This is a genomic window from Kitasatospora sp. NPDC002965, assembly GCF_040611255.1.
In the GTDB taxonomy this organism is placed as follows: Bacteria; Actinomycetota; Actinomycetes; order Streptomycetales; family Streptomycetaceae; genus Kitasatospora.
Genome location: NZ_JBEXNT010000198.1, coordinates 1 through 12,242 on the forward strand (window position 1 = coordinate 1; position 12,242 = coordinate 12,242).

Below are 12,242 nucleotides of genomic sequence, written 5' to 3' on the forward strand. Positions count from 1 at the left end.
GTGCGGGGGTGGCCCCCCCCCCACCCCCGCCCGTCCAGGCGCCGGGGGGGGGGGGGGGGGGGGGGGGGGCGGGGGGCGGGGGGGGGGGGGGGGCGGGGGGGGGGGGGGGCCCCGCCCCCCCCCGGCGGTCGTCACTTCACCAGCCGCGACCAGTCCGCCGGCTGTCCCGGATCCAGCCGGCGCAGTTGGTCCAGCACCTGCGGGTCCTGGGCGTCCAGCCAGTCGGCGACCTGGCGGAACGAGGCGCAGCGGACCTCCTCGCGCCTGCAGACGCTCTTGATCACGTCCTCGACCGCCTGCATGTAGATGCCGCCGTTCCAGTCCTCGAAGTGGTTGCCGATGAACAGCGGGGCCCGGCTGCCGTTGTAGACCCGCTCGAAGCCGGCCAGGTAGCTCTCCCGGGTCGCCTTCTCCCAGGTGTCGAACTTCTTCGGGTCGCCGTTCGTGGTGTTGCCGGACTGGCCGGCCAGGTAGTTGAAGTCCATCGAGAGGTTCTGGGAGGTCGTACCGGGGTTCGGCAACAACTGCAGCGGGAAGTTCCAGACGCCTTCCTTCTTCACCGGCCACACCTGGAACTCGCCGGGCGAACTGGCGTCGTAGCGGAAGCCCTTGGCCTTCTCGACGGGCAGCAGGTTCTTCTGGCCCTCCAGGCAGGGGGCGCGGCCGCCCACCAGCTCCTTGGTGTAGTCGAAGGGGAGCGGTGGCAGGTCCTTGTAGCCGGTGTTGGTACGCCAGTTGGTGACGAAGGAGATCGCCTGGTCGAGCTCGGACGTCCACTCCTCGTTGGACCAGTCGCCGCCCCCGCCGGGCTGCGGGCCGCAGAAGTGCCCGTTGAAGTGGGTGCCGATCTCGTTGCCGTCCAGCCAGGCCAGGCGGAGCTGCTCCAGGGTGTCCTTGATGTGGGCGTTGGTGGCGAAGTCGATCGACGCCGCGCCCACGTCGTGCTTCGGGGGGCGGTAGAGCGTGCGTTTGGACTTGGGAAGGAGGTAGAGGCCGGAGAGGAAGAACGTCATCTGGGCGTTGTTCTCCGCGCCCAGCTTCCGGAAGCGGGAGAAGAGGCGGTCGTCGCCCTCCAGGGCGCCGTCCCAGGAGAAGACCACGAACTGCGGCGGCTTCTCCCCGGGCTTCAGCCGCTCGGGTTCGGGCTGCTTGGGCTGCGGGCCGGTGTCGGAGGTGGAGCCGTCACCGAGCAGCTTGACCTGGCCGTCCCAGGTCGGCGAGGGCGTGGGGACCGGGGCCGGGGTCCCGGCGGGGGCCGAGGGTGCGGGGCTCTCGGGCAGGCTGCCGGTGGCGGTGGGTCTGCTCCTGGACGTGGGACATCCCGTGCTCAGGACGAGCGCCGACGCGACCCCCGCCGCCAGCACCCAGGTCACACCGCGAGTAGTCCGCACCGTGCCTCCGTCAAATCGCCCGACAGTTCAGTCACTGCACTGATAGGACGTGATGGAGAGTCACAAAGGTTACAAGGATGGCAGGTTGGGAGTTCGTTGGAGCGGATCGTCGGTCGTGAGGAGTGGGCGGGGCTCCGGATGGCCGGCGGAAGTTCCCGGAATCCGTCACTGAGCTCGCGTCAACGGAGCCTGGAAGGACCTCCGGACGGCATCGCGGGAGGAGTCGTCGAGTGTCTCGCAGTCCGGTGGAGTCGGGGCTCGGCAGAGCGGGCGAAAGAGCGGGCGAAGGTGGCTTCCGGGGTGGGGTTTTCGCCCCGGAAGCCACCTGGGCCGGTGGCGTGCGGTGCCGGACGGGACCGCGTCACGCGGTCGGTGCCGGGCGGCGCGCCGCCTTCGTGGGGGCGCCGGTCAGGACGGGTGCCCCCGTTTGCGGGCCGGCGGTCAGGCCTTCTTGCTGAGCACGATGTCGAGCTCGGTGACCCGGGCCTCGAACTGTGCGAGCTCCTCGTTGGTCGGAGCGGGACGCGTGGTCATGTCTTTCACCCCCGTTCCCTGGTGCGGCGGCCGCTGTGGAGGGGCCGCGAGGCAACGTCGGAGACGTTGTCGAGGGTCAGGCCTTCTTGCTGAGCACGATGTCGAGCTCGGTGACCCGGGCCTCGAACTGCGCGAGCTCCTCGTTGGTCGGAGCGGGACGCGTAGCCATGTATTTCACCCCCGTTCCCCTGATTCGGCGGCGGCTGTGGACCGGCCGCCGCGCGACGGTGTCGGTCGACCGTCAGGGCTTCTTGGCGAGCGCGATGTCGAGCTCGGTGACCCAAGCCTCGAACTGCGCGAGCTCCTCGTTGGTCGGAGCGGGACGCGTAGCCATGGATTCCACCCCCTTCCTTGATCCATTAGGCGGTGACGCTAACACGTTGCATGTTCACATCAGCAATGTGATGCGCGTCACGGTGGGGGCGGCCGGGGGTGCGGTGATCATCACGCTCGACGGCGTACATGTCATGCGGTTAGAGTCTGGCGAAGATCAATCAGCCGGCGCTGACGGGGATGCCGGGTTGCCGCCGCCGGGACACCGGCCGCGATGGCCCGCGGGCGCCGGGACCGCGGCCGTTCGAGTGCTCGACGCGAGCCCCTCACGACCGGTCCCGCCGTCATGCCCGCTCACGCCATCAGAGGGGGAGTCCGTATGCAGGCAGGGGTGATCGGAGCCGACCTGCGCGCGTTCGCGGCCGTCGACGACGCGGAGGACCCGGTCCCGCTGATCCGTGCGCTGGACGTCGGCAAGTCCTACCCGGGCATGCGCAGCGCCGAGGCCGCCATCATGGCCGCCCTGCGGCTGGACGGCGCCCGGGCGGTGCTGGACGTGGGCTGCGGCCTCGGTTCGGACGCCATCGGGGCGGCGGCCGAGGCGGCGCCGGGCACGCGCGTCACGGGGATCGACGTCAGCCGCACCATGGTCGCCGAGGCGGGTCGCCGGGCGGCCGAGGCGGGCGCGGACGTGTCCTTCGTCTGCGGCAGCGCGCTGGACCTCCCCTTCGCCGACGGCGAGTTCGACCGCTGCCGGGCGCAGACGCTGCTGCAGCACGTGCCCGACGCACCGCGGGCGATCGCCGAGATCGCGCGGGTCCTGCGGCCCGGCGGCCGGGCGGTGGCCTTCGAGTTCGACCTCGGTTCGACCGTCCTCGACCACCCCGACCGGGCGACCACCCGGACGGTCCTCGACTACGTCGCCGACGCCGCCCTGCAGGGCTGGATCGGGCGGCAGCTTCCCCGGCTCTACCGGGAGGCGGGCTTCACCGACATCACGGTCGAGCCGCACCTGGTCTTCAACGACTACGCGTTCTTCCTGTTCACGATGCGCCGGCCGCTGGCCCAGCTCGTGAAGGACCGCGTCCTGCTGGCGCGTCAGGTCGTGGCATGGAAGGGACGGTTGGAGCAGATGCACGCGGAGGGTCACTACCTCGGCGGCACCACCGGCTACCTGGTCTCCGCCACCCGGACCTGACGCGCGTCCGCACCGCGGTCGGCCGCAACCGGCCCACCGTCATCGAACAGTTCCACCGCACCGAGGAAGTGTCATTCCGTGCCCACCCAGCAAGACGGCGATCCACCCGTGACGGCCCCCGCGACCGCGGCGGCCACCGAAGGAACGGAAGGCGCGGAAGACGCGGAAGGAACGGTGGGCGCGGAAGGCGCGGCGGCCACCGAGGCCGGGGGAGCCGTCGGCCCCGGATCGTGGATCGCCCGGCTCCGTGCGCGCGACGAGTGGACGTTCTTCGCCGTCCTGCCGCGAGCGCACCGGGGGCTGGCCGTCGCCTGGTGGACGCTGATCGTCCTGCGCGGTGCGCTCCCGGCGCTGTTCGCCGTCACGGTGGGCCTGCTGGTGGACGCCATCGACGACAACACCTCCCCGACCGGCCCGCTCTGCGCCGCCGGCGTCGTGTTCGTGCTCTTCCGGCTGCTGGTGCCCTTCCACTCCCTGGTCGGCACGGCGCTCGGCGAACGGCTCTCCTGCCTGCTGCACGACCTGCTGGTGGAGAGCACCACCGCCCCCGACGGCATCGCCCACCTGGAGTCACGGGAGCTGGCCGACAAGCTGGCCGGCGCCCGCGACTTCGACCAGGGGACCGTCGGACCGCCGATGGCCATCTCGGTCGGCCTGATCGCCGGTGGCCTGGTCGAGGCCGCCGTCGGCATCGGCCAGCTCGTCGTGCTCGCCGCGTACACCTGGTGGGCTCCGCTGCTGGTCGGCGGCGCCTGGACCGCGACGCACTGGCTGCTGCGCGAGAGCAGTTTCTGGGACCGCAACTCCGGCGAGGTGCTGGAGGCGCAGCGGCGCTCCGACTACACGTACAAGCTGGCCGTCGAGGCCGCCGCCGCGAAGGAGCTGCGGATCTTCGGCCTGGGCGGCTGGGTCGTCGACCAGTTCACCGCCAACCGCCGCCGCCTGGTCGAGCTTCGATGGGAGACGACGCGGCTGAAGCAGCGCCCGCTGCGCTGGACGATCCTGCTGCTGGTCGCCGCCAACGGTCTGGTGCTCTGGTCACTCGCCCGGGACGCCGTCTCCGGCGCGGTCGGGACCGGCGAGGTGGTCGTCTTCGCACAGGCCGTGGTGGGCGCGAGCGCGATCGCCTTCGGCGGTCTGAACTGGGCGCTGCCGCCCGCCGCCGGCTCGGTCGCCGCCGTGCTGGCCCTCGGGCCCGCGATGGCGGAGACCGGCGGGCTCGCCGGCGGGGACCGCGGCGCGAAGGCGGCACCCGGCACGGAGCCGGCCCCGCGCCCGACGGCGGAGCCCGGCCCGACGACGGAGCGCGGCGTGGAATCGGCGGTCGGTGCGGAAACGGCGGTCGGCGTGAAGGCGGCGGTCGGTGCGGAGGTCCGCTTCCGGGGCGTCGGCTTTCACTACCCGACCGACTCCCGGCCGGTACTCTCCGGGCTCGACCTCACTGTCGAGGCCGGCCGCTCGCTCGCGATCGTCGGCCTCAACGGCGCGGGCAAGACCACCCTGGTCAAGCTGCTCTGCGGCCTCTACGAGCCGACCCACGGCACCATCGAGGTGGACGGCACCGGGCTGCACCGGCTCGACCTCACCGCCTGGCGCCGCCGGGTCACCGCCGTCTTCCAGGACTTCAACCGCTACGAGCTGCCGCTGCGCGCCAACGTCGCGCCGCTCGGCGCCCCCGACGAGGTGGTCGGGGTCGCGCTGGCCGACGCCGGAGCCGCCGACCTCGCCGGCCTCGACACGGTGCTCGCCGCCGGCTACGAGGGCGGCCGGGACCTCTCCGGCGGCCAGTGGCAGCGCGTCGCCGTGGCCCGCGCCCTGTGCGCCGTCCGCCAGGGCGCCGAGGTCGTCGTCCTCGACGAGCCCACCGCGCAGCTCGACGTCCGGGGCGAGGCCGAGATCTTCGACCGCATCCTGAAGGCCACCGAGGGCTGCACCACCGTCCTCATCTCCCACCGCTTCTCGACCGTCCGGCACGCCGACCGGATCTGCGTCCTGGAGGACGGCCGGGTGGCCGAGCTCGGCACCCACGACGAGCTGATGGCCGCCCGAGGGCGCTACCGGGAGATGTTCGACCTGCAGGCGTCCCGTTTCGACTCCGAGGAGGAATCCGATGGCATCGTCCTCTGACGGGCTGCCCTCGTCCGCCAGGTCGCTGGTGCGCTCGCTGAGCCTCGGCTACCGGGCGAGCCCGCTGCTGATCGTGGTGGCCTGCGCGACCGCGATCGCCGCGGCTGCGCCGGACGCGCTGTTCGCCGTCGGCCTCGCCGCGCTCATCCACGCGGTGATCGACCAGGACGGCGGCGGCATCACGGCCGCCGCGCTGTTCCTGGGAGCCCTCGCCACCGGCGGGTGGCTGCTGGGCATCGTCAGCGACCGGGCCAACCGCCGCTTCGCCGACCGCGCGGCGGTGTTCGTCGAGTCGCACGTCGCCCGGCTGCAGTCGACCGTCTCCACGCTGGAGCACCACGAGCGGGCCGAGCACGCCGACCGCATCTCGGTGCTGCGCAACCACGCCGGCGCGCTGAGCTACCTCTACCAGGAGCTGTTCGGGACGGTCGGCGCCGTCATCCGCCTGGTCATCACGCTGGCCCTGCTCATGTCGGTCGACCCCTGGTACGGGCTGCTCGGCGCGGCCGCCGTCCCCGGCGTGCTGGTCTCCGGCTGGCGGTCGGGCATCGACAAGAAGGTCGAGGAGGCCGGCGCCCAGCACGAGCGGCGGGCCCGCCACCTCTTCACCCTGGCGACGTCGGCCGCCGCGGGCAAGGAGATCCGGGTGGCCGGGGTGCAGCGCTGGCTGTACGAGGCCCGGCGGGACGCCTGGCACCGCCGCTACGAGCCGCTGGCCCGCACCCGCTGGGTCTCCACGCTCTGGCAGGCGGCGGCCCAGTCCGTCTTCGTCGGGTCCTTCGTGCTCGTCGTGGTGCTCGCCGCCCGGGACTCCGGCGCGGGTGCGGCCGACACGCTGCTGCTCCTCACCGCCGGTAGCCGGCTGGCCCAGTACGTCGGGCAGACCGTCAGCCACGTGCAGTTCTACCGGACCATCTGGCTCGACGTGTCACGCCGGCTCACCTGGCTGGAGGACCTCGCCGCCGCCGAGACGGTGGGCGCCGACCAGCGCGTGCCCGCCCGGCTGCGCGACGGCATCCGCCTGGAGAACGTCTCGTTCCGCTACCCCGGGGGCGAGCGGTCCGTCCTGGAGGACGTGACCCTGCACCTGCCGGCCGGCAAGGTGATCGCGGTGGTCGGCGAGAACGGCGCAGGCAAGACGACCCTGGTCAAGCTGCTCTGCCGGTTCTACGCCCCGACCTCGGGCACGATCGCGGTGGACGGCGCCGACCTCGGCCGGATCGCCCCCGCCGAGTGGCGCGCGCGGATCAGCGGCGCCTTCCAGGACTTCTTCAAGTTCGAGTACCCGGTGCAGCAGGCCGTCGGTGTCGGCGACCTCGCGCGGGTCGACGACCCCGCCGCCGTGCGGGGCGGCGTCGCCCGGGCCGGAGCCGAGGAACTGGTCGCGGGCCTGCCCGACGGCCTCACCACGCAGCTCGGCCCGTCCTGGGAGAACGGTGTCGACCTCTCGCACGGTCAGTGGCAGAAGGTCGCGCTCGCCCGGGGCTTCATGCGGGACGACCCGCTGTTGCTGGTCCTCGACGAGCCGACGTCCGCGCTCGACGCCGAGGTGGAGCACGCGCTGTTCGAGCGCTACGCCGAGGCCGCCCGCAGCGCCGCCGACGACGAGTCCGGCCGGATCACCGTCCTGGTCTCGCACCGCTTCTCCACCGTCCGGATGGCCGACCTCATCGTGGTCGTCGACGGCTCCCGCGTCGTCGAGTACGGCTCGCACGCGGAGCTGATGGCGCGCGGCGGCCAGTACAGCGAGCTGTACGAGATCCAGGCCTCCTCCTACCGCGAGGGCGCGCGCGCCGTCCCGGCGGAGGCGCGCTGATGGCCCCGCCCGCCCGCAGGCCGCGGCCGGTTCCCGACGGTGCGACCCTGCGTGCGGTCGTGGACCGGATCGTGCGGGTGCCCGACCGGTTCCGCTCGTTCACGTCCACCGCGGCCGACGCCGCCCGGCACTTCGGCATCGACGAGGGGCTGCTCACCGCGCTCACCGACGAGGGCCTGCCCTGCGGTGGGGCAGGTGGGGCAGGTGGGGCCGGGGGCGTCCGGTACGACCAGCTGGACCTGGCCAACGCCTCGCTCTCGCTGACGCTGCCCTCCGCCCGGTTCATGGCCATGCGGGGCTGGTCGGCGGCCCTGCGCACGGCGGCGGGCGCGCACGGAGCGGCCACCTACGCGGTGGACGTGCTGCCGGCCTGCCCGCCAGGCGCGGGCGAGCACGGCTGCCGTTCCCTGGCCTCGGCCGAACTGCGCGCGCAGCCGGGGTTCACCGGCCCGGCGGGCGGCCCGTTCACGCTCACCCGGCAGGTGCGGGCGCAGCCGGCGCAGGTCCACCCCGAGCTGGCCGAACTCACCGGCCTGGTCGCGGACGTGCACTTCCACTACCTCCCGGCCGGGCTCCGGAACGACGTGGGCTTCCTGCGGGACGCCCGGCTCGGCGACTGCGGTCTCGTGGCCACGCACCTCGCCGGGGAGGCGCCGCGGCTGGGGCTGACGGCGCGCCGCTCGTTCGGCCTCTTCCTGTCGGCGCCGTACTCGATCGCGCACTCCTGGCTGGACGTGCGGCTGGACGGCCGCTGGGTCTCCTTCGACCCGCACCTGTTGAAGCTGCTCACCGGGTGGGGCCTCCTCCCGGCCGCGGAGTGGCCGGCGCACCGTTCGATCGGCGAGGGCGCCTGGCGGCTGGCGGACCACGAGTTCGTGCTCGCGACCCACGACGGGGCGGAGACGCCGCTCTCCTTCCCCACCCGGGTCCTGGCCGGATCGATCTGACGGACCCGACGGGAAGGTCGGGCCCGAGGCTGGGCCCGAGGACGGGCCCGGCCGGTACCCGGCCGATCGGGCCGACCACCCGGACTCCCGCCCCCGACCGGGGCTCCCCGAACATGCCCCGGCTCCGGCCGTTTCGAGACGAGAGGACCGCCATGTCGCCCGATTCAGGGACCACCGGCCTGCCGGAAGCAGGCGGCCGGGTGCCGTCGTTCGAGGCCGTGCACTCCTATGTCCGCGAGGTGGTGGCGGAGGCCGCCGAGGTCGGGGCCGCCGACCTGCACGGCCCGGACGCCCTGCGGGACCTCCGCCTCGACTCGCTGACCCGGATGAACATCACCGTCCGGTTCGACCAGGACCTCGGCGACATCCCGCCGACCCTGACGTTCGAGTACCCGACGGTGGCGGACATCGCGGAGCACCTGCGCCGGACCCGTGGACCCGAGCTGTGCGCCCTGCTGGGCCAGGAGCACACCGAGTCCTCCGACTCCGAGCCCTCCGACACCGAGTCCTCCGCCGCCGGGGAGCGCGCCGCCGGGCCGGTCGCGGTCCGGGCCCCGGCGCCGGCCCCGGTGGCGCCCGTCGTCGCCGCCGACTCCGACATCGCGGTGATCGCGGTGACCGGGCGCTACCCCGGCGCCCCGGACGTCGAGACCCTCTGGCGCAACCTGCGGGACGGCGTGCGCAGCATCACCGAAGTCCCCGCGGACCGCTGGGACTGGCGGACCCACTTCGACCCGCGCCGGGGCCGGCCCGACCGCTCGTACGGCCGCTGGGGCGGATTCATCGACGGCGTGGCCGAGTTCGACGCCGATCTCTTCCACGTGCTGCCCCTGGACGCGGTCCACACCGACCCGCAGGAGCGGCTCTTCCTCCAGACCTGCTGGCACCTGTTCGAGCAGGCCGGGATGCTCGGCCCCACCACGCACGAGCCGTCCACCGGGGTGTTCGTCGGGACGATGAACCACACCTACGGGAAGATCGGTGCCACCGGCTGGCCGTCGGGGCGGCTCACCGGGGCCAACTCGGCGCCGTGGTCCGTCGCCAACCGGGTCTCCTACTTCTTCGACCTCAACGGTCCGAGTTTCGCGGTCGATTCGGCCTGCTCGTCCTCGCTCACCGCGATCCACCTGGCCTGCGAGAGCCTGCGCCGGGGCGAGTGCCGTACCGCCGTCGCGGGCGGCGTCAACCTCCTCCTGCACCCCGCGCACCTCGTCGGGCTCTCCGGTTCGGGCATGCTCTCCTCCGACGAGGCGTGCAAGGTCTTCGACGAGGCCGCGGACGGCTTCGTGCCCGGCGAGGGCGTCGGCGCCGTCCTGCTGAAGCCGCTGGCGGCGGCGGTCGCCGACGGCGACCACGTCTGGGGCGTCATCAAGGGCAGCGCACTCAACACCGCCGGCCGGACGTCCGGCTACACCGTGCCCGATCCCGCCCGGCAGTCCGACCTCGTCGGCCTGGCGGCGGCCCGGGCCGGAGTGGAGCCGCACACCCTGTCGTACGTCGAGGCGCACGGCACCGGCACCGCCCTCGGCGACCCGCTGGAGATCGCCGGACTCGCCCGCGCCCTGGCGCCCGGGCGCGACGCCGGTGAGCCGTGCGCGGTCGGCTCGGTCAAGGCGAACATCGGACACCTGGAGGGCGCGGCCGGGGTCGCGGGCCTCACCAAGGTGCTGCTGCAGCTCAAGTACGGCCGGATCGCGCCGTGCGTCTCGCTGGACCGGGTCAACCCCAGGATCGACGCGCCGGTGATCCGCTTCCCCCGGGCGGAGGAGGAGTGGCGCACCCCGCCGGGCGTTCCGCGCCGCGCGGGGGTGAGCGGCTTCGGTGCGGGCGGCGCCAACGCGCACCTGATCGTCGAGGAGTACCTGCCCGGACGCGCGCCCGGACGGGACGCGGCCGCTCGGGGCGCGGTGGACCGGTCCGCGGACGGGCGGTCCGCGGACGGCGGGCGGCCGGGGGAGGAGCACGTGGTGCTGCTCTCCGCCCGGACCGGGGAGCAGCTGGGCGCCCTCGCCGCCGCCCTCGCCCGTACCCTGGCCGACCCGGCGGACGGCACCGGCCGGTCGCCGGACCTGGCGCACCTCGCGAGCAGCAGCCAGCTCGGGCGCAGGGAACTGGGCGAGCGCCTCGCCGTCACCGCCCGGAGCGCCGCGGACCTGCGGGCGGCGCTGGAGGCGTTCGTCGCCGGTCGCCCCGCCGAGGGTCTGCGGACCGGGACCGCCCGCGCGGACGGCTCGCGCGGGGGTCTGCTGGACGACGAGGACGGGCGGGCCTACGTCGAGGCCCTGACGGTGAAGCGGCGACTGGACCGGCTCGCGGCGCTCTGGACGGAGGGCGTGCCGATCGACTGGAGCCGTCTCTGGCCACTCCCGCGCCCGGCGCGGGTCGGGCTGCCGCCCTACCCGTTCGAGCGGAGGCGCTTCTGGGTGGACGCCGCACCGGCGGTCGGCGGTGGTCGGGACGTGCCGGGCGACAACACGGACGCCCAGGCCCCGGCGCAGGCCCAGGCCCCGGCGCAGGCCCAGGCCCCGGCCCCGGCCCGGGCCCCGGTGGAGGGCATCGGCGAGGCCGTCGACCGTGACCTCCGCCAGGAGTCCAGCGGCTTCCTCCTGGTCGAGCCGGACGCGGTCGACACCGACGCCGACCTGATGGACCTCGGCTTCGACTCCATCTCGCTGCTGCAACTCGCCGGCCAGGTGGGCGGGATCTACGGCATCGAGCTGGACCCGTTCGTGGTGTTCGCCCACCCGACCCTCGCGGCCCTGCGCGAGCACCTGCTCGGGGAGCACGCCGACGCCGTCGCGGCCCGTCACCGCGACCCCGTCGTGCCGCCGAGCGCACCGTCGATCCGACCGGCCGACGCGCCGGCCGACAGCAGAGTGGAGAACTGATGGACCAGCAGGCGGACGTCCGGCCGGAGTCCGGGACGGCGGTCGAGGAGGTGGTCGAGCGGATCCTCCGCGTTCCGGACGGCTACCGGGGTTTCACCACCCCGCAGGCCGCGCTCCAGAAGGTCTACGGCGTCCCTGGGGAGCTGTTGGAGCTCCTCCTCGACGCGGGCCTGCCGCACCGCGGCAGCGGTGACGAGAGACGGTTCGACGTGTTCGACCTGGAGAACGTCACCGTCGAGCTGGAGCTCAACAGCCCCAGCTGGATGCTGATGAGGACCCTCGGCCGGGCCTTCGACGGCGGACTCGGCCGCAGCCGCAACGAGTACCGCTTCCGCACCACCGGCCGCTGTCCCGAACCGGGCCACTCCGGCGCGTGCGACTTCGCGCCGGGCAGCATGCTCGACGCCGCCACCGGCTCGGGCGAGGTGACCTGGGACGGTCCCGCCTCCTTCGTCCGGCAGATCACGCTGCCGGACGAGGAGTACTGGTTCGACGACTCCGTGCTCCCGCTGTTCGCGTCGGTCGACCGGCTGTTCTTCCACCTGCTCCCGCACGCCCTGTCGACCGACGTCGGCTTCGCCCGGGAGACCGGCCTGGCCGACTGCCGCCTCGCCGGCCACGTCCTGCTGGACGAGGCGGGCGGCACCGGCGTGCGGGTCCGCGGGGCCAGCGGCCTGATCATGTCCGCGCCCTTCCCCCTCCAGCACATGTGGGTCGAGGTCGAGGTGGACGGGCGCTGGACGGCCGCCGACCCGTTCTTCCTGCGCACGCTCGCCCGGTGGCGCATCGTCGACTCCCGGGCGTGGCCGGCGCACCGCTCCCCGCGCCGGATCTACTGGGCGGTCGAGGGCGCACCGGCCCCGCAGGACATCGCGATGATCACCCACCGGGGCGAGCGCGCGTCGAGTTCCAGCCGGATGGTCGACTGGCAGGACTGAGCGGCACCGGTCCGGGCGGACGGACGGACCGACGGGCGGACGTGCGACGGCGGCGGCGGGCAACCGACGGCGCGTCAGAGCGGAACTCGCCGCATGCCGACCGCCTTGTCCCGGTCGGCGGCGGCCAGCG

Annotated in this window: 7 protein-coding genes; 6 read left to right on the plus strand and 1 reads right to left on the minus strand. The window is 73.8% G+C overall.

From position 1 onward, the window contains the following. Positions 1–131 precede the first annotated feature (131 nt). Entirely contained in the window at positions 132–1,364 is a 1,233-nt protein-coding gene (locus tag ABZY91_RS39405; protein WP_355408762.1) for a hypothetical protein, read from the minus strand. A 1,225-nt stretch (positions 1,365–2,589) separates the two neighbouring features. Here ABZY91_RS39405 and ABZY91_RS39410 point away from each other — a divergent pair. From ABZY91_RS39410 to ABZY91_RS39435, 6 genes are all read left to right on the plus strand, one after another. Beyond that, complete coding sequence (locus tag ABZY91_RS39410) at positions 2,590–3,396, plus strand: methyltransferase domain-containing protein (protein WP_355408752.1); 807 nt, start codon at positions 2,590–2,592, stop codon at positions 3,394–3,396. Between the two features lie 174 nt (positions 3,397–3,570). Continuing rightward, positions 3,571–5,523 (plus strand): ATP-binding cassette domain-containing protein, encoded by a 1,953-nt coding sequence (locus tag ABZY91_RS39415; RefSeq protein WP_355408754.1) that lies wholly within the window; start codon positions 3,571–3,573, stop codon positions 5,521–5,523. Next, positions 5,507–7,339 carry an ABC transporter ATP-binding protein gene (locus ABZY91_RS39420; protein ID WP_355408756.1) on the plus strand — a complete coding sequence of 611 codons (1,833 nt, stop codon included), beginning with the start codon at positions 5,507–5,509 and terminating at the stop codon, positions 7,337–7,339. The genes ABZY91_RS39415 and ABZY91_RS39420 overlap by 17 nt, the downstream gene beginning before the upstream one ends. After that, positions 7,339–8,286 (plus strand): transglutaminase domain-containing protein, encoded by a 948-nt coding sequence (locus tag ABZY91_RS39425; RefSeq protein ID WP_355408758.1) that lies wholly within the window; start codon positions 7,339–7,341, stop codon positions 8,284–8,286. The genes ABZY91_RS39420 and ABZY91_RS39425 overlap by 1 nt, the downstream gene beginning before the upstream one ends. 152 nt (positions 8,287–8,438) lie before the next feature. Next, entirely contained in the window at positions 8,439–11,174 is a 2,736-nt protein-coding gene (locus ABZY91_RS39430; RefSeq protein WP_355408760.1) for a beta-ketoacyl synthase N-terminal-like domain-containing protein, read from the plus strand. Then, complete coding sequence (locus tag ABZY91_RS39435; RefSeq protein WP_329950955.1) at positions 11,174–12,112, plus strand: hypothetical protein; 939 nt, start codon at positions 11,174–11,176, stop codon at positions 12,110–12,112. The genes ABZY91_RS39430 and ABZY91_RS39435 overlap by 1 nt, the downstream gene beginning before the upstream one ends. The last annotated feature ends 130 nt before the right edge of the window (positions 12,113–12,242 follow it).

What these genes read in the sequence shown, in the direction of transcription:
- ABZY91_RS39435 (WP_329950955.1), top strand. Translation starts at nt 11,174, where the DNA reads ATGGACCAGCAGGCGGACGTCCGGCCGGAGTCCGGGACGGCGGTCGAG.
- ABZY91_RS39425 (WP_355408758.1), top strand. Translation starts at nt 7,339, where the DNA reads ATGGCCCCGCCCGCCCGCAGGCCGCGGCCGGTTCCCGACGGTGCGACC.
- ABZY91_RS39430 (WP_355408760.1), top strand. Translation starts at nt 8,439, where the DNA reads ATGTCGCCCGATTCAGGGACCACCGGCCTGCCGGAAGCAGGCGGCCGG.
- ABZY91_RS39420 (WP_355408756.1), top strand. Translation starts at nt 5,507, where the DNA reads ATGGCATCGTCCTCTGACGGGCTGCCCTCGTCCGCCAGGTCGCTGGTG.